21 protein-coding genes are annotated in these 17,628 nt (G+C 48.4%); 12 read left to right on the top strand and 9 right to left on the bottom strand.

Going from position 1 to position 17,628, the window contains the following annotated elements; all coding sequences use genetic code 11:
* Positions 1–19: 19 nt before the first annotated feature.
* The 4 genes from BLS44_RS14000 to BLS44_RS14015 all read right to left on the bottom strand — a co-directional run bounded on the left by BLS44_RS14000 (position 20) and on the right by BLS44_RS14015 (position 5,390).
* Positions 20–859: an alpha/beta hydrolase gene (locus BLS44_RS14000; RefSeq protein WP_090390718.1), complete on the bottom strand. Its 840-nt coding sequence runs from the start codon at positions 857–859 to the stop codon at positions 20–22.
* A 179-nt stretch (positions 860–1,038) separates the two neighbouring features.
* A complete protein-coding gene (locus BLS44_RS14005; protein ID WP_090390719.1) occupies positions 1,039–1,449 on the bottom strand; it encodes a DUF4345 domain-containing protein in 411 nt (136 codons plus the stop codon).
* Between the two features lie 145 nt (positions 1,450–1,594).
* The gene (locus BLS44_RS14010) at positions 1,595–3,772 is read right to left on the bottom strand and encodes a S9 family peptidase (protein ID WP_090390842.1); all 2,178 of its coding nucleotides are present in this window, start codon (positions 3,770–3,772) and stop codon (positions 1,595–1,597) included.
* A 181-nt stretch (positions 3,773–3,953) separates the two neighbouring features.
* A complete protein-coding gene (locus BLS44_RS14015) occupies positions 3,954–5,390 on the bottom strand; it encodes an RtcB family protein (RefSeq protein ID WP_090390720.1) in 1,437 nt (478 codons plus the stop codon).
* 544 nt (positions 5,391–5,934) lie between these two features.
* Between BLS44_RS14015 and BLS44_RS14020 the strand changes: the two genes are divergently transcribed.
* On the top strand, positions 5,935–6,777 hold the full coding sequence (locus BLS44_RS14020) for an alpha/beta fold hydrolase (RefSeq protein WP_176954418.1): 843 nt from the start codon (positions 5,935–5,937) through the stop codon (positions 6,775–6,777).
* Positions 6,778–6,780: 3 nt separating this feature from the next.
* On the opposite strand, the gene BLS44_RS14025 is transcribed toward BLS44_RS14020, so the two are convergent.
* Positions 6,781–7,755, bottom strand: a complete 975-nt coding sequence (locus BLS44_RS14025; protein WP_090390721.1) for a GlxA family transcriptional regulator — start codon at positions 7,753–7,755, stop codon at positions 6,781–6,783.
* 143 nt (positions 7,756–7,898) lie between these two features.
* On the opposite strand from BLS44_RS14025, the gene BLS44_RS14030 reads away from it, so the two are divergent.
* From BLS44_RS14030 to BLS44_RS14075, 10 genes are all read left to right on the top strand, one after another.
* Entirely contained in the window at positions 7,899–8,453 is a 555-nt protein-coding gene (locus BLS44_RS14030) for a dihydrofolate reductase family protein (protein ID WP_090390722.1), read from the top strand.
* A 26-nt stretch (positions 8,454–8,479) separates the two neighbouring features.
* Complete coding sequence (locus tag BLS44_RS14035; RefSeq protein ID WP_090390723.1) at positions 8,480–8,698, top strand: hypothetical protein; 219 nt, start codon at positions 8,480–8,482, stop codon at positions 8,696–8,698.
* Between the two features lie 54 nt (positions 8,699–8,752).
* The gene (locus BLS44_RS14040; protein ID WP_090390724.1) at positions 8,753–9,280 is read left to right on the top strand and encodes a DinB family protein; all 528 of its coding nucleotides are present in this window, start codon (positions 8,753–8,755) and stop codon (positions 9,278–9,280) included.
* Between the two features lie 9 nt (positions 9,281–9,289).
* Positions 9,290–9,577, top strand: coding sequence for an RNA polymerase alpha subunit C-terminal domain-containing protein (locus BLS44_RS14045; RefSeq protein WP_090390725.1), 288 nt, complete (start codon positions 9,290–9,292; stop codon positions 9,575–9,577).
* 14 nt (positions 9,578–9,591) lie between these two features.
* Positions 9,592–10,026 (top strand): SRPBCC domain-containing protein, encoded by a 435-nt coding sequence (locus BLS44_RS14050; protein ID WP_245729218.1) that lies wholly within the window; start codon positions 9,592–9,594, stop codon positions 10,024–10,026.
* Positions 10,023–10,460 (top strand): iron chaperone, encoded by a 438-nt coding sequence (locus tag BLS44_RS14055; protein ID WP_090390727.1) that lies wholly within the window; start codon positions 10,023–10,025, stop codon positions 10,458–10,460. The genes BLS44_RS14050 and BLS44_RS14055 overlap by 4 nt, the downstream gene beginning before the upstream one ends.
* A complete protein-coding gene (locus BLS44_RS14060; RefSeq protein ID WP_090390728.1) occupies positions 10,457–11,323 on the top strand; it encodes a VOC family protein in 867 nt (288 codons plus the stop codon). Before BLS44_RS14055 ends, BLS44_RS14060 begins: the two co-directional genes overlap by 4 nt.
* Positions 11,324–11,363: 40 nt before the next feature.
* A complete protein-coding gene (locus BLS44_RS14065) occupies positions 11,364–11,801 on the top strand; it encodes an SRPBCC family protein (protein ID WP_090390729.1) in 438 nt (145 codons plus the stop codon).
* Between the two features lie 77 nt (positions 11,802–11,878).
* Positions 11,879–12,316: a VOC family protein gene (locus BLS44_RS14070; RefSeq protein ID WP_090390730.1), complete on the top strand. Its 438-nt coding sequence runs from the start codon at positions 11,879–11,881 to the stop codon at positions 12,314–12,316.
* 123 nt (positions 12,317–12,439) lie between these two features.
* On the top strand, positions 12,440–12,961 hold the full coding sequence (locus tag BLS44_RS14075; protein WP_090390731.1) for a hypothetical protein: 522 nt from the start codon (positions 12,440–12,442) through the stop codon (positions 12,959–12,961).
* A gap of 73 nt (positions 12,962–13,034) precedes the next feature.
* Here BLS44_RS14075 and BLS44_RS14080 read toward each other — a convergent pair whose 3' ends face one another.
* The 4 genes from BLS44_RS14080 to BLS44_RS14095 all read right to left on the bottom strand — a co-directional run bounded on the left by BLS44_RS14080 (position 13,035) and on the right by BLS44_RS14095 (position 16,260).
* On the bottom strand, positions 13,035–13,886 hold the full coding sequence (locus BLS44_RS14080; RefSeq protein ID WP_090390732.1) for a ThuA domain-containing protein: 852 nt from the start codon (positions 13,884–13,886) through the stop codon (positions 13,035–13,037).
* Between the two features lie 101 nt (positions 13,887–13,987).
* Positions 13,988–14,401: an OsmC family protein gene (locus BLS44_RS14085; protein WP_090390733.1), complete on the bottom strand. Its 414-nt coding sequence runs from the start codon at positions 14,399–14,401 to the stop codon at positions 13,988–13,990.
* 113 nt (positions 14,402–14,514) lie between these two features.
* Positions 14,515–15,219, bottom strand: a complete 705-nt coding sequence (locus BLS44_RS14090; protein WP_176954419.1) for a uracil-DNA glycosylase family protein — start codon at positions 15,217–15,219, stop codon at positions 14,515–14,517.
* 435 nt (positions 15,220–15,654) lie between these two features.
* A complete protein-coding gene (locus BLS44_RS14095; RefSeq protein WP_143019769.1) occupies positions 15,655–16,260 on the bottom strand; it encodes a hypothetical protein in 606 nt (201 codons plus the stop codon).
* Positions 16,261–16,626: 366 nt separating this feature from the next.
* On the opposite strand from BLS44_RS14095, the gene lipA reads away from it, so the two are divergent.
* Positions 16,627–17,538 carry a lipoyl synthase gene (gene lipA / locus BLS44_RS14100; protein WP_090390736.1) on the top strand — a complete coding sequence of 304 codons (912 nt, stop codon included), beginning with the start codon at positions 16,627–16,629 and terminating at the stop codon, positions 17,536–17,538.
* The last annotated feature ends 90 nt before the right edge of the window (positions 17,539–17,628 follow it).

Below are 17,628 nucleotides of genomic sequence, written 5' to 3' on the forward strand. Positions count from 1 at the left end.
AACGCGGGCATTTTTTTTGTTATGGCACTGGTGGTATCTGCCATTGAAGCCCTTTTATGAAACAGGGTAATTGCGTATCCATATGATCTAACGCCGTGTAAGTATCCATCTTTTTTGTAATGTTGCCGGATGTGAACAGGGATGAAAGCTGCCGGAAAAGGCTGTCCTGTTGCTCCAGCCCGCCATAGGCAATATAAAGGTTAAGGCTGTCAGCATTTGGCAGGCTGCTTTTTTTAAGAGCTTCCAATAAAAAATAACGGTTATAATGGAGAGAGGGACTTGCGGCAATAAAGTTTTTGAACCGATGTATTTTTCCGGATAGCCTTTGTTCTAAAGCATAGCAGGTAAAATAGCCGCCCAGCGAATGTCCCATCAATGTTTGCTGTAGCGTATCTGTCCTGAACCTGCGGTCCATCATTGGCGCAAGCTCTTCGTTAATAAAAGATAAAAACCGGTCGGCTCCTCCGCTGACCGGCATTTCGTAATCCGGGATGGCTACCGGGTAAGTATAATCCCTGTTTCGCAGCGAATCCATTGTTGGAAAATCCCTGTAACCGATACCTGCCAGTATTACCCGGGGTGCAAGCCCTACCTCAGCGTAGCTGTTTAGTACAGTAGCCATAATATCGAAATAGAGATTGCCATCAAGAAGATACACAACCGGAAAACGTTTATTGCTGTCCAACGTATAATCAGCGGGAAGGTTTATTTGGACGATAAAGGAGTCTTTCACATTTTTTGAAAAGACATGCAGGGTATCTTTAGCAGAAGCGGGCTTTTTCAGATCTGCAGAGACGGGATCCGGCATGTTGCAGCCTGTTATCAATAACGCCATGCCAAGCAGAAAGGGATATTTCATATAGCGGATATTTTAGTGTTTTGAAATGATGCGGAAAGCATCAAGTTAGCAAAGGTGTTGCGGAAGCGGCAAAGGTTGTGTTGTTCTCCGGTCATTTTACAGGCATTTTAACAAAGTACTGTAAAAACGAAGGGGACGCTTTGGGCGCCCCTCACCAGGATCTGTGCTGCTTTCCAGCATTATGAAACCGGAGTATAAGACCGCTTCCTGTTCCCCAGGTAAAGTACCAGTGCAAAAATACCAAACGTTGTTTCAATAATTAGCCAGTTGGAGCCAAAAGCACCCAAGGCCCCATCCGCCCAGATAGTGACCAGTCTGGACAGTGCATACAACAGCCAGAACAGGCTCAGGAAAAGCAATGCATGGGAAAGTTGTTGACGGGTCATATAAAGCAATATGGCAATAACCGAAAAACCAACACCGCCATACACACCTCTTATGGAACTTAAAGCGTCCGTATTCTTCAGCGTTACCTGCACCAGGTCCATTACGGCTTGCGGGCTGTACCAGGCCATTGCTGAAACCCATGCAAGACTCAGGGCTGAAATACAAACAAATCCATAACCTGCATAACTGAATATTTTTTTCATTGTATTTTTATTTAGAAGGCAAAAATATTCAACGTTATTTTGGTAACTATTGACGAATGTCAACGGTTTTGTAAGGAGCCGTGAGATGCTGCGCCGGGGCAAAACGGTGTGGATCTGCTGAAGTTCAAATTTTGTATTTTTTCTGCTACTGGCCGCCCGGCGGGCAGTGTGCTTTTAAATAATGGGTATAAAGGGCGGAAAGATGTGCACCCGTACCCTCACCTTCGGAGATAGAGTGGGTGCGGTTAGGGTAGCTCATCAGCTGAAATTGTTTTCCCTGGCGGATCAGTTCGTTGATCAGCATCTCAGCATTCTGATAATGTACATTGTCATCGCCGGTACCATGTATATAGAGCAGGTTACCCCGCAGGTTCCTGGCATAAGTGATCGGCGATCCTTTTACGAAATCTTCATTTGAACTTACCGGCACGCCCATATAACGTTCCTGGTAAATATTGTCATATAACAGCTGGTTGGTAACTGCGGCGATCGCAATGCCGGTCTTATAAATCTCCGGATACTGAAAAAGCAGGTTGAGTGTAGAGGAGCCGCCACCACTCCAACCCCAAACAGCCACCCGGCTGGAATCAATGAAATCCCATTTTAGAATTTCTTTAGCGCCCATGGCCTGATCGCGGATATTGATCCGGCCAATGTTCCGGTAGATCGCTTTGCGCCACTGGCTGCCTTTGGGGGCCGGGGCGCCCCGGTTCTCCAGGGAGATATATACATAACCATCATTGGCCATGCTGCCGTTGTACAGGAAGTTCTTACCGGTGCCGTATTTGTCCAGCACGGTTTGTGATGCGGGCTCTCCATATACATAAAAAACGACCGGGTATTTTTTTTGAGGATCAAAAGGGACCGGTTTCACCATCCATCCGTCCAGTTCAATGCCATCAGCCGTTTTCAGCTTAAAGAATTCCGTTTTGGGGTCACCGGCATTTGCTGCCAGGACCCTCCGGGCCTTTGCCAGTTCCCGGTGATCCGGAAGGCTGACAATGGCGCCGTTGGCCAGTTCTGTGGCGCTGCTGTGGTTCAGGATGGCTATCTTTCCATTAGGTGAAATGGTGTACTTGTTGGTGCCCTTCAGGCTGGCCGGTGTTACTCTTACGGCTTTACCACCCTTCAGGCTGATCTTATATAAATAGTTTTGAGTGGCATTTTCAGGAGAAGCTGCAAAATAGATGGTCTGCGTTGGAGCATCAAAGAGGTTGAACTGTATAACGTCGTAGGCTTCCCTGGTGATCAGCGTTTCTTTACCGGTAAGGTCCAGCTTATAGATCTGCCTCCATCCATTCTTTTCCGAAAGCCACAGGAATTCACCATTCGCATTTACCCAGTCCCACCCGCTCGGGTCGTTATCATTCCACCTGCTTTTAATATCGATCCAGGCTGCATCTGTTTCATGATAGATCTGTCTGGCCTTTGCAGAAGCCGCATCCACCAGGAAGATCCGGCTGTCGTTCTGCTGCCGGTTAAGCTGCTGTAAAATAACCGACTCGCCCCTGGGGGTCCACTCCATGCGGGGAATATAGTGTTGCACCGGGTCTCCCTCAATAGCTGCCTGGCTGGTTTTTCCGTTGGCAATATCGAACAGCCAGATCGTGCAGGCGCTGGGATTTTGTCCTACCTTAGGATACTCTACGGGTATGGTAAAGGGGTACAGGGAATCCGTGTTGTTGATCATCAGGAAATTCCGGATATTGCGTGCATCCAGCTTCCAGTAGGCAATACGGGAGCCATCCGGTGACCAGCGAAAACCATCCTGGCATCCGAATTCCTCTTCATAGGCCCAGTCAAAAGTGCCGTTAATGATCCGGTCGGTTCCGTCGCCGGTAACCGCCGTGCGTTTTTGATCCTGCAGGTCTTCAATATAGATATTGTGTTTGGAAACATATGCCACCTTTTTACCGTCGGGAGAAAATTTGGCAAACATCAATGATGCGGCAGGCAGGCCCCGGCCCAGTTGTGTAAGCTTTTGAGCGCCCCGGTCAAATATCCAGTAGTCCCCGCGGGTGTTTTCCCGCCATACACGTTGGGTATTGGCAAATAACAGGATCCGTCCCCCGTCAGGAGAAATGGTAAAACTTTGTACGCTAAGTGCCCCGGTTGCTCCGGCAGGAGTAAGTTCCTTTTGGGTCATGAACACTTTATTATTTTCCGGGTGTACAGGATCAATGCTGGAAATGCCCTGGTCGGAGAAACTGTAAAAACGATTTCCGTCGGCGGACCATTGCAATTTCTGTGCGATAGCTGTTTGTGCCCATATGAATAAAACAATAAGGAGCAGGTAACCGGTGGCTCTTGCGGGAAAAAACATAAATTGAATATTTGTGCCTAAATTAACGGGCTTTTCCCAGATCTCCATAAAAAATCGACAGAGGCCTTGCCGGCAGCATAGCGGTTTATTTGCCGCAGCGACCGGAGCTAATGCAATACAAATACCCCAGGTTCCTCACGTGACCTTTGCGGTTCATAAGACCTCTTTGGCTGCGATCCGTTCATTCCTTCTCCTGCCATTTCTTTATTTTGTCACCCGCCATTTTTACAATTTTAGGAGTGAACTTTCCAATCACATCTACCAGGGTCTGCTGGCTTTTCATGACCACTTCAATGTCTTTATAAGCAAACGGCGCTTCATCCAGACCGGCGCTGATCAGTTTTACACCATGTTTGGAAAGCTCTTTTTTCAGGTCGGCATCTGTAATGCTTTGCAGCGCCCTGCTGCGGCTCATTTTACGGCCCGCTCCATGAGAAGCCGAGTTGACGGCTGCTGCGGAGCCCTTACCTTTTACGATAAAGCCTGCAGCCGTCATGCTGCCGGGTATAATGCCCAGCACGTCCCTGCCGGCGGGGGTGGCTCCCTTGCGATGTACTACCAGCTCTTGCCCCTCCAGCAATTCCTTCCAGGCAAAATTGTGATGGTTTTCTACCATCTTAACAGGCTTACGGCCCAGTTGCCTGGCTATTTTTGCATGGATGATGTGATGGCAAGCGGATGCATAGTCTCCCGCCAGGTTCATAGCCAGCCAGTACTCCTGTCCCTCTTCCTCATCCAGGTTCAGCCAGGCCAGGTTTTTGGCATCCTGCGGCAGCCGTCTTTTACTGATGGCGATCTTGGTGTAATGAGTAGCAATAGCCGCACCCAGTGCACGGGAGCCGGAGTGGGACAATAAGCCAAGGTATAGCCCCGGCGGAACCTGCAGCACTTCATCATGCGCGGGGATCTCCACGATGCCGAACTCCACAAAGTGGTTACCGCTTCCGCTGCTTCCCAATTGTTTCCAGGCACGGCCATGCAGTTCTTTTAAAAAAGGCAAATGCTGAAAAGCTTCATGATCCATCACCGCATGGTTTTCCGCCTTTTGAAACTGGGCGCCGCTTCCAAATAAAGTGGCTTCATTGATCTCGCGCACAAAATAGTGCTCGCGGTTGGTGAGCTCTTTGGGGTCAATGTCAAAGATGCTTAAGCACATCCGGCAGCCGATATCTACCCCCACACCATAGGGGATCACCGCATTTTTTGTAGCCAGTACACCGCCGATCGGCAGGCCATAGCCCTGGTGAGCATCCGGCATCAGGGCCCCGGCAACCGATACCGGCAGCTTGGCAGCAGTGTACATCTGTGCCATGGCGCCTTCTTCAATATACGCGCTCCCAAATACATTGAAGCCGATACCCGTTTGATTTAAGGATACGGCCATGCCTGCTGTCTCTTTGGGTGGCGGAGGTAACAGCTGCTGTGCAACAGGCGCCAGCACGGCATCCGATACAAAATCCGACGGGGCCTGTAATACCGTCCTTAAAATGGCAAGCGCATTTTCCTTTGATTCGTATTTGTAGTGTTTTTGCATTAGGTTCATAGTAATGCTGATCACCGGACCCTCGGGATAACCCAGTTGTCTTAACTCTTTTCCGGTTATTTTTAATTTGTTCATGGTTGTGTTGTTAATATATAACTGAAATTTTCAGAACTACAGGATAAGCAAACGAACAGGGATGCTCTGCCAGGCCCGTCCGGGAAATGCCCCCGGTGGCGAAGCGCAGAACAAAATTGATCGGCTCCTGTGCAATCTATTTGCACCGTTGAAAAAATGATTTGATAAAAATTGTGCTACAGGAAAACTGCTCCGGCAGGAGCAGCGTAAAAGGATGATATGTAATTACCGGACACGCATAATGGCAGTTAATACGGAAAACAGAAAATGGTAACCCATTATAAAGAACGACGAAGACTGGCCTGCGCGGAGCGTGCCCGGCAAATGTTTTTGAGCAGACAGGCCCGGGACAGGCATTTTTCCTCTGACTTCCTGCTGGTGCCGTCTTTTCCTGTATTCAGCCTTGCGATCTGTTTACCGGGCTGGCGGGCGGGTTGGCGGAAAATTTAATTCATGTCCTTAATCCCGGATATGCATTGCTTTTATTCTTTTCAAATTCGTGGTAAAGTATCCTATTTTTATAGGGTTCGTAAATTTGCTGAAGATGAAATCGAAAAAGACGGGGATTGGGCTTATGCTGCTGCTGATGGTATCAGGAATATCGGGTTGTGGCCGGTTGCGGGTGTTCACCTCCGGTTACAATAATGCTGTTGGAAAGTATTATGATATCCGCGGAATCCGCATGTATACCGAAACATATGGTAAGGGCAGGCCCCTGCTGATGATCCATGGGAACGGCGGGGATATGAGCGCCTTTGCCAATAATATTCCCTATTTTTCGAAAAAGTACAAAGTGATCCTGGCCGATAGCCGGGCCCACGGACGTTCGGCGGATGCTTCAGACTCCCTCAGTTTTGAAATGATGGCGGATGATTATGCCGCGTTGCTTACCGCTATGCATATCTCAAGAGCCGATGTTTTGGGATGGAGCGATGGGGGTATCATTGCCCTGGAAATGGCCATGCGGTACCCGGAAAAAGTGACCCGGCTGGCAAGCTCGGGGGCAAACCTATGGGCAGACTCCCTGGGATTGCGTCCGGATGTATGGCTGGATGGGGTAAAAGAGTATAACGCCTGGCAAAAACGGATGCCGCTCACGGATGCAAAGGAAAAGAACGATTACAAGGTATTTATGCTGGACTACGAGCAGCCCGATATTGCATTGGAGGCCTTGCAAAAGATAAAATGCCCGGCGCTGATCATCGGGGGCGACAATGACCTGATACCGGTGGAACATACCCGGCAGATAGCGGCGCATATTCCCAGGGGCCGGTTGTGGATCGTCCCCAATTCCGGGCATGCCACGTTAATCGATCATAGCCGCCAGTTTAACAGGGAGGTGGATGCGTTTTTCCGCAGGCCGTTGTTCAGGTACAGGCACCGCTGACCTTTACACCAGTATTTTTTCATATTTGAGTTTATAATCAACCGGCGTCATCCCGGTTATTTTTTTAAAAACATCGCGGAATGCCTTTACATCGTTGTACCCGACATGGTACATGGCTTCCTGGATGGTTCTGCGCCCCTGTTCGAGTAGTTTTTTAGCGGCTTCGATCTTTACTTTCTGGATGTATTCCACCACGGTATTGGTTGTCGCTTTTTTAAAACGGCGTTCAAAAGTACGGCGGCCAACGGAAAACCGCTCACAAAGCGTATCTACGGGCAGGCGTTCGTCAAAATTCTGTTCAATGTAATCCTGGGCCTCTTTGATGGTTTCGTCGCCATGGTCCTTCATCCCGGAAAAAATGATAAAGGGTGACTGGCTGCTGCGCTGGATATCGATCTGGAAGTACTTGGAGCAATAGACCGCCACTTCACGGCCGGCATATTTTTCGATAAGATAAAGTACCAGGTTGGAGGCAGAGAACCCGCCGCTGCTGGTATATACACCGCCCTCATCCGTTAGGATCTTATCCGCCACCAGGTTTACCTCGGGAAAGAGTTTTGAAAATTCATTGCTCGCCTTCCAGTGGGTTACACAGCTCCTGTTATTAAGCAGGCCGGTGCCGGCCAGTAAAAACGCGCCCATACAAAGACTGGCAATTTCCGCACCACACCGGTGTTGTTCCTGCAGCCAGGGAATAATGGCCTGGTTTTCCAGGATATGTGCGGCAATAGGCTCCTGCAGGGCGGGTACCAGGATCAGATCGGCCTGATCGGTTTCGTGCACCAGCCGGTGTGCCTGTACTTCATACAGCCCGTTATTTAATTGAACCCGTGGTTCCGCAGCAGCCAGCTGTATCTCAAATAATGCGGAGCGGCCGCTTGCCTGCAGGTACCGGTTGGCCTCCTCAAAGCCCTGCCGGGGATTTTCAATGCTGGAGAGATTGGCTCCTTTTAGCAAAAGGATGACTACCTTTTTCATATGTTCCTGTTTTGTCCTGCAAATATAAAATAGAAGATTGTCGTAATCAACCCCAGATATTGTCGTATTTGCGTATTAACATTAAGTGTTCTGCGTTGTAGGTTTGTAACAGCATTGTTGGTATCATCTGAAAATAGAAAATTATGAACAGGATCGTTGTTGTGAACTGGGTAGCTGTTGACGGCATTTTTTCCGGTCCGGATGGGGAAACGGACTGGTTTACCCCGGATGAGGAGTTGGCCAGCGAAAATTTACAGAACCTTCCCAAAGCTTCCACAATTTTATTTGGACGGGTTACGTTTAAGATGATGGAAGCATTCTGGCCAACACAGGAGGCCAGGAGCCGGTTCCCGGAGATCGCGGCATATATGAACGGAGCCGAAAAACACACTTTCTCCACTACAGTCAACAGCAGCTCCTGGCAGAACAGTTATTTTCATAAAGAGATAAGCCGCGAAACGGTTACGGCAATAAAGGAAACGGCAAAAGGAGATATCGTGATCCTGGGGAGCGGCGATGTAAGTATGGCCTTACACCGGCTGGGGCTGATCGATGAGTATTCCCTGATCCTGGACCCCCAGTTGCTTGGGGCCGGAAAACCGTTTTTCAGGAACATCAACAGAACGGCCCTCCAGCTGCTGGATGCAAGGGTATTTCCATCGGGAACGGTATGCCTGAATTATAAGGTGATAAAATAGTTGATTGCAGGATCTAAACAAAAAGGATGAAACTGATCGAGGTCTTTAAAACAAATGTGCTGGATAAAGCTGCCGCAAGGGAGCTGGCTAAAAGTTTAAGAAGGCTTTTCCCGGGATCAAAGATCAGCTTTGACCTTGATGATTGCGATAGGATCCTGCGCATAGAATCGCCTGCCCCCATCGACGTACGGCAGGTTACTTTTTCTTTAAAAACAGAGGGCTATCGTGCAGACGTTTTGCATTGATAGGGTGGGTCAGTGTCATCAGGAAAAGAGATTTTTTATTAATAAACCAGTTTTATGCAAACAGTAGTGGTTCAGGAAGCGATGCTGCTTCCGGGGTTTACGGCTTCAGCGGATGCATTTATAGAACGGTTGAAAACGGTTCCCGGCACCGCTTTTAACCGGGTACCCTTTGATGGCAGCTGGTCGCCGGCACAGGTGGGCGATCATGTACATAAATTCCTGGGAGGGATCGATGCGGCACTCCGGATGCCGAGGGCGGAGCCGGACCGTGCACCGGATGCCCATGAGCCCCTGCTACGGGAGATATTCCTGAATTTTGACCGGAAGTCAAAGGCTCCAGCCATTGTGGAACCTTCGAAAGACCGGATCGGAAAAGAGGAACTTATTACTGCATTGGCGCAGATAACCGGGACGCTCTGCATCAGGATAAGTGAAGGCAACCTCCTGGCGCGCTGTGTGGGATTGCCGTTCCCGACCATTGGAGATATGACCGGTATGGAATGGGTATTATTCGGGGACTATCATTTGCAGCGTCATACGCACCAGCTGGAGCAGATGCAGCCGTTCTTCAATAAAGTATAACCAGGAGCTATGAGCAAGGGAACATTCCGGGTTTGTGCAAAGGGGCATAAATATTATAAAAGCAGCGACTGTCCCTCCTGTCCCGTATGTGAGCAGGAAAGGAAGCCGCAAACCGGTTTCCTTTCTTTGCTGGGTGCGCCGGCACGAAGGGCGCTGGAAGGCGCGGGTATCAGCAGTGTTGAGGCGCTGGCACAACATTCAGAAGCGGCAATCATGAAACTGCATGGCATGGGGCCGGCATCTTTACCGGTTTTAAAAATGGCGCTGGAGGCTTCCGGGTTAACATTCAAAGATTGATCAAATAAAATAATATGGATACTACATCAACAATGATCCGCGTAGCGGTTACTGTGCATAAACCGGCGCCGATGGTTTGGGATGCCTGGACAAGTCCGGCGGCGATTGCTGCCTGGAATATTCCTTTTGACCATTGGTGGGTTCCAAAAGCAGAAACGGATTTGCGGGAAGGCGGTGCGTTCTGCTATCGCATGGAAGCGCGGGACGGCAGCGAGGGATTTGATCACAAAGGAGTATATGACCAGGTGATCCCCTGTGAAAAGATTGCCTACACCTTAACAGATGGCCGCAAGGCGGTGGTCCGGTTTTTAGAAAATGGCGCTACAACTACTGTGGTTGAACAGTTTGAACCCGAGGTAAACCTGGCTGAAGCGTTACAGCATGATTTTTGCCGGTCCGTTTTAAACAGGTTTAAAGCATACACAGAAAGTATAAAATTCCCGGAATGAATGCTGCAAAATTTACAACGGTAGATGCCTACATCGACACGTTCTCCGGTATTCAGAAAAAAAAGCTGGAAGAGATGCGGAAGATCGTAAAGCAGGCCGCTCCTAAAGAAGCCGTAGAGGTCATCAGTTACAATATGCCGGCGGTAAAAACAACAGCGGTGCTGGTGTATTATGCCGCTTACGAAAAGCATATCGGTTTTTATCCAACCGGTTCACCGGTAATGGTATTTGCCGACCGGCTAAGGGAATACAAAACCTCAAAGGGTGCGGTACAGTTTCCTTTGGATGCAACATTGCCCAAAAAGCTGATCGGGGAAATGATCGCATACCGGGTATGGGCGGAAGCTGAAAAAGCACAAAAGAAAAAAACAGCAGGCAGCAAAAAGAGAACGGTAACAAAAAAACAACTCCTTACTAAAACGAAGAACTCATGATTCAGTCAATTTACCCTTGTGTTTGGTTCGATGCAAACGGCAAAGAAGCAGCCGCATTTTATGCCGGTATTTTTCCGGATACAAAGATCAGTGCAGACTCCGGTATGGTGGTGACCATTGAATGCAGTGGTCAAAAACTGATGTTCCTGAACGGCGGACCTGTATTTACCCCCAATCCCTCCGTTTCATTCCTGGTTGCCAGTGAAGATGAAAAGGAAACCGAGCGGTTATACCACGAGTTGATAAAAGGAGGAATGGCCCTGATGCCCCTGGAAGTGTATCCTTTTAGTAAAAAGTACGGCTGGGTGCAGGATCAATACGGCGTGTCCTGGCAGCTCTATACCGGAGAACGGGGAAACACCCAGCAATACTTTACTCCTACGCTGATGTTTGTCAATAAACAGAACGGACGTGCAAAGGAAGCGATCGGCTTTTACACGGGGCTGTTCCCGGGTTCGGGGACTGAGGGCATTATGGAGTATCCGGAAGGGGGCGGGGACACCGCCGGCAATGTGCAGCATGCGCAGTTTCATATCAGCGGGTACACGCTTGCGGCTATGGACAGCTCGCTGGCGCATCCGTTTCATTTCAATGAAGGCATTTCCCTGGTGGTGGAATGTGATACGCAGGAGGAGATCGACCGTTATTGGGACGCGCTGATTGCAGCCGGCGGCGCGGAAAGCCAGTGTGGCTGGCTGAAGGACCGCTTCGGCCTTAGCTGGCAGATCATTCCTGCTCAATTGGGCAGACTGATGGCTGCCGGAAACCGGGAAGCATCCGGGCGAATGATGCAGGCACTGATGAAAATGAAGAAGCTGAACATTGCAGCACTGGAAGCAGCTTACAACAGCAATAACGGGTGAGCCGTTGTGGCCTCATTTAATAACAGTTAATCAAAGAAATATGGAAACCTATTCTTATCAACAACAGATCAACGCACCCGCACAAAAAGTATGGAACATACTCTGGAACACGGATACCTACCGGCAATGGACGGCTGCCTTTGCACCCGGCTCTACAATAGCGTCTGACTGGAAAGTACAGGGGCGTACCCGTTTCCTGGATGGGAAAGGGAACGGTATGGTCAGTACCATCCGCAGCATCCGGGAACCGGAAGAATTGGTGTTTGAACACCTGGGCTTCATTGAGAACGGGGTTGAAGATACCACCAGCGATGCCATAAAAGAATGGGCCGGCGCCCTGGAACGGTACTACCTGAAGGAAGAAGGGGGCGTTACCACACTTGAGGTATTGGTAGACGTCGATCCGAAATATAAAGAAATGATGGATAACGGATTTATCAAAGGACTTGAAACGGTAAAGACGCTGGCGGAAAAATAACGCTCCAACATCTCACTCCTCAACATCACATCTCACTCCCCAACATTTCACTTCTCTTAACTATAAATCAAAATAAAATGGCAAAATTAAACCCTTACTTGAATTTTGATGGCAAGGCCGAAGAAGCATTCAATTTTTACAGATCCGTTTTTGGCGGCGAATTCCTGGGCGGGGTGATGCGCATGAGCGATGCCCCGGGTACTGAAAACCTGCCGGAAGACGAGAAAAAACGGGTGATGCATATCGCGCTCCCCATTGGCGAAGATGTGCTGATGGCCTCGGATATTGTGCCTTCCATGGGGCATAAACTGAACGTTGGCAATAACAATTATATCAGCGTTTTTCCCGAAAGCAGGGAAGAAGCCGACCGGTTGTTTGGCGCGCTATCCGCCGGCGGAACAGTAGAAATGCCCATGGCGGATCAGTTCTGGGGCGACTATTTCGGCAGCTTTGTTGATCAATTCGGGATACACTGGATGATTAATTACGCTGCCCGGCAGGGACATAATAAGTAAGACAGGACCTTGGGGAAGGAAGCCGCGTCGGCTGTTGGCAGTTCAGTAGTCCGTGTCCGGACCCCGGTAGCTGATACCTGATCGCTGATCCCTTCCGTTCTTTCAATATTAAAAAATAAAAACATGGAAACAACAGTTAGCCGGTTGCAGCTGATCATTCCAGCCTACCGGATGCATACCCAGCAATTCAATAATGCAATTGCGGATATCAATGAAACCGATGCTTTAAAACGGATCGAAGGCCGCACCAATCATATTGTATGGATGGCCGGTAACCTGGTCAACTGCCGGTATTGGCTGGCCAGTGTGCTGGGGCTGGCCGATAAGGACCCGAACGAACAGCTGTTTAAAGATGCAAAGGCGCTGGATCCGGCGGCAACCTATCCCACGCTTACCGCGTTAAAAGCAGAATGGCATAAAATATCACCCATGGTTTTTCAGAAACTGCATACCATAACCGATGAGGAGTTAAATGAAGCGTATCCTTTTGGAATGGGTGTTGGGTTTGTTGAAGAAAATAAGCTGAATATGGTAGGCATGTGTATCGGGCGTGAGGATTATCTCTTTGGTCAGATCGGGCTGATGCGCCGGATCCTGGATTACCCCGGTATGAAATACGATATCGACGAAAGTATTAACTATTAACCGGCCGTTATCCCGGTACCGGGTGACCCCGGGGGGCAGACCATCCGGTAAGCAGGCTGCGGCAGCACGCCGGTTATTGGGCTTTGCCTCCTTGGTTGCCTTGGCCACCCAGCCAAAGCAGCGTATTCAGCACCAGCTGATTTTGTACGGGGTTTGTAAATGTAAACGATAATTCCTGGTTGGTATGGTGTTCATAATCGATATCGTTATGTCCCATGTTAAAGTACACCATACGATATTTTTTATTGCTCCATACCGCCGGGTAATATCCGCAGTGCCATATCTCCTGCGGTTTGGGACCCGTGCCCAGCGGAAAGCTGCTGGAATCGATGGACAAGAGGATATCAATGTCCGGATTTTTCCGGAGGTCGTGTTGCCAGCGGTACCATTCATTGGGCGCGGTGCGGAATGAGGCCGGTATTCCCTTTAACGCGGGGTGTTTTTTCAATTCCGTTTTTAAAACGGCGGCAGTCGGGCGCCAGGTATTGCTTACATAGTTGCCGGAACCCAGGAACTGGTTGTGGTACCAGGGCCAGTTATCGGGAACGGCTGATCCCGGCAGGGCAAATGCGGCAAAATGAAAACCCATCCAGCCGCCTCCCCGCTGCATATAGGCTTCAAATGCTTTTCGCTGCTCCGGCGTTTCGGGCCGGGTATCGAGGAAGAGTACAACATGATACCGGGCAAGAAATGTATCATTGAGGTTATTCCAGTTATTGGTGGAATCGTACCGGAAATGATATTTCAGTGCCATTGCCGGGAACCACTTGTTGGCCTCGTGCACAAAACTGATATGTGCCGGGTCATTCCGGGCCGTAAAAAAAGCGATTACCTTAAATGCAGGCTGATCTTTTTGTGCCGGGCATTGATGAATAACCCCCAGGGTCGCAAAAAGAAAGAGAAAAAGTCTTTGAATCGTTTTCATTTGTTCCGGGCAATCGCGGGGAAATAAAACCAGCAGGATGCCGGCTATAAACGCGGAGCTGATCCCCCAGGTCCTGCGTTTCCTATCTCATATCCGGTATCTCAAGCCCAGGCGCCCCAGTCGATATTTATTTCAATATCCGGGTGCAGGCTTTTGGCAACCGGGCAGGTATAGCCGGTCCGTTTCAGGATGTCGATGGTTTTAGCATCGATCACGGCCAGGTTTTCCGGGATATGTACCTTCAGGTCGATACCGCTTACCCGCCGGGGATCGGCAGCCATCTTCTTCAGTACTTCTATCTTTACATCGTTCAGGTCAAAGTCCATGGTACGGGCTTTGATGCCCATTACGGTGATCATACAGGCGGCAAGGCTGGTCGCCAGGAGGTCGGTAGGGGAAAACCGTTCACCTTTTCCCTTATTGTCAACAGGGGCATCGGTTTCAAAATGCGATCCGCTTTTTAAGTGGGTACAGGTGGTGCGCAGATCGCCGTTGTATAGAACTTCTGAGGTCATTGTGAATTTGTTTAGGGTCTAAAGATAGTTTTTTTGCGATCGCCGCGGGCGATAAAATAATCGTGTGCGACTGCAAGTCGCACACAGCGGGGATAACAGAAGTTTTGACTTAGTTATTTTTTCAATAATATGTTGTTGATAATATTAGAATAACTTGATTTTATATCATCGTGTTTGGTACTCTCTTTCTGTCCTTCATCGGTAAGGAATTTTAGCAGAATATTAGGTCTTGCCGATGGATGTTTTAGGTTCTTATAGGCTATGTCGGTCTGTTTAATGATTGATTTAAAAAAGAAATCTGCGAGATGCCCCAAACTAATAATTAAGTCGGGATTTATAATCTCTAATTCTTTTAAGAGAATCAATCTGAAATGATTTTTTTCTTCAGAAAATATATCGTAGCTTCTTCTCGCACCTTTGTCTAACTTGAAATAGATTTTGAAAATGTCTGTTAAGTATATAAAATTTTTTTCAGAGAGTTGCTTGGCGAATGCATACTTTTTGACTTTTGGAGTAGCAGAGTTATGGAACCCGTAGGGTGTACCTATGATTACATTGTTTTTCTTGTCTGAATTTTTAAATGCAACCTCATTGCGAAGTGGATCAATACCTACTATCATGATCCTTTTACCAGAATTGTAATCTCCAAACCAAGAAGGAAAGTCAATTCCAAACAAGGAGCCATTCGATCGGTTTTTTTCAGTAAGAATGCTGGGATTTATTCGATCGACATCCAAAACTTTATCATTGTGTTTTTCATTATTGTCGTAGTTATTGGACCATGTACTATAAATTGCTTTAACTTCTTCTGGATTCATTGTTATTATTTTCTCTTGGATTAGATTAAAGAGTTCGATAGATTTAGGGAAGTCCTTGCAGAATTGGGTTGTAATCATAAATTTTTAGAAAGTATTAGTAGGTAAAAGTGAAATGAAGTACATAGATCGTTTCTCCATAGATTATTGCGATCAATGTCGCTCCCGTTTTTCTCCTGTTCAAGAAGCAGCCCGTGCAATATCTTTGAGAAGCTGTTTTGAAATTAAGGTGCGAAGAATAATTGATGGTCGCAGTTATTAAGGAATTATAACGTTCTTAATGTTGAATGTATATATATTATTGATTAAGATTTCAAATTGTTATTTTGGTTGTTTTAGAATTCAGACGCATTTAATTTTCCCTCAAAGTAGTCATAATAAAGATAAAAAGAAACTTTTGGTTGTACAAAAAGTTCATGAAGTTATTTAGAATGGTGCCTAATACATCCTTTCAAACTCAGCAGCCCCCTTTGGTTTATAAAAGGCAAAACCTTCTGTTGTATACACCAGCTCAGCGCCAAGAGTCCCCAGGGGCCTGAATGAATCGTCTGTTATCAGCTTGTTTTTCAGCTTCGGGTTATTAGCAATAAGCCCGGCCAGCAGGTTTCTTAAAGGGAGCATAGAACCGCAGACCAGGAATATTTTATATGCCGGCGCCATGGTAAGCAGGCGGGCAAGGCGCTGGCTGTATTTCTTTTTATTGGTCAGCCGTACCCAGCTCCAGATGTCTTCAATCAGTACAAAGATGGCGCTCGGGGTATTGGGGTACTCCCGTTTTTGCCTGGTGATAAGCTTTCTGTGGATCATTTCTATCAATACTGCCTCGTTTTCCGTTATCGCATTTTTGCAATACCTGGAAAGCTGCATTTTTAATGCCTCCGATGCTGATAAAAATAGTTGTACAGAATGATCCGGACTTTTTGCCATATCAGCAAAGAGACCGCCTATTTGATGCTCTTCTGTATACGAAACAAATAAATGGGTGCCCTCCAGATGAATGGTTACAGCATTGCCATTGCTTCGCCTTCCGATCACGATTTTCATATGGACAGTATAATACTGCGCGCCGGGGCAATTGTTTCATTTTTGGGGCTGAATTTTAAAAAAAGTTGACGGCAAAGCTGGTTTTACGATCGCCGCGGGCGATAGACAGTCAGACGCGGCTGCAAATCGCATGCAGCGGCGTAGTGACCCGGCCACAGTTGCAGGGAGGAAACAGTACTTTGTTGTTAAGGACGAACAAATTGCTGCCACCTGTTGTTAGTAGATGGGCTGCCCGATGCGCAGGGTTTAGCCACGCAAAAGGCGTGGCCGCAGCCCGGAGCAGCGGGAACTGCAGCCGGGGCCTGTGCTGCCGCCCACAGCCCCAAAATGAAAGATAGTGATGATAAATTGTAGTATTTTCGCACCATGATCGAATTACCGGTAACAACGAAGATAAAGAAGCCCGACTGGCTGCGCGTAAAACTGCCCATTGGCGAAAGCTATAAGCATGTGCGTGGCCTGGTGGATCAGCATAAACTGCATACGATCTGTGAAAGCGGCAACTGCCCCAATATGGGTGAGTGCTGGGGGGAAGGGACCGCCACTTTTATGATCCTGGGAAATATCTGCACCCGCAGCTGCGGATTTTGTGCAGTGGCCACCGGCCGCCCCGAAGCGGTGGACTATGACGAGCCGCAACGGGTGGCGGAAGCGATTTACCTCATGAAGGTAAAACATGCCGTGATCACATCGGTAGACCGGGATGAACTGAAGGACGGAGGTGCGGGGATCTGGTTTAATACCATCCGTGCCGTAAAAGCACTGAATCCCCAAACGACCCTGGAAACCCTGATCCCCGATTTTAAAGGGAAAAAAGAAGATATTCAAACGGTGATGGAAGCCGCACCGGAAGTGATCTCCCATAATATTGAAACGGTGGAGCGGCTCACCAGGCAGGTACGCATCCAGGCTAAATACTGGCGCAGTATGGAAGTGATCCGGACCCTGAAAGAAGGCGGCGCCCGCACCAAAAGCGGCATCATGCTGGGGTTGGGCGAAAGCCGGGAGGAAGTGCTGCAAACCCTGCGGAACCTGAAAGACAATGGCTGCGATGTGGTCACCATTGGCCAATACCTGCAACCTACGCCCAAACACCTGCCGGTACAGCGCTTCGTGCATCCGGACGAATTTGCGTTTTATAAGGATGCCGGTTATGAAATGGGACTGGACTATGTGGAAAGCGGGCCCCTGGTGCGTTCTTCTTACCATAGTGACCGGCATGTACATCCGGGCCTGGGCCGGATACAGTGGGAGGAAAGCAAGCGGATGGTGGGATAGCCGTTCGGTAATATAATTGACAAAGCCACCGGGAGTCCTGGTGGCTTTTTTATTACAATGAATCTCCAATCTGCGCATCTGTGGCTGGAA

This window comes from Niabella drilacis, from assembly GCF_900101395.1.
Classification (GTDB): domain Bacteria; phylum Bacteroidota; class Bacteroidia; order Chitinophagales; family Chitinophagaceae; genus Niabella; species Niabella drilacis.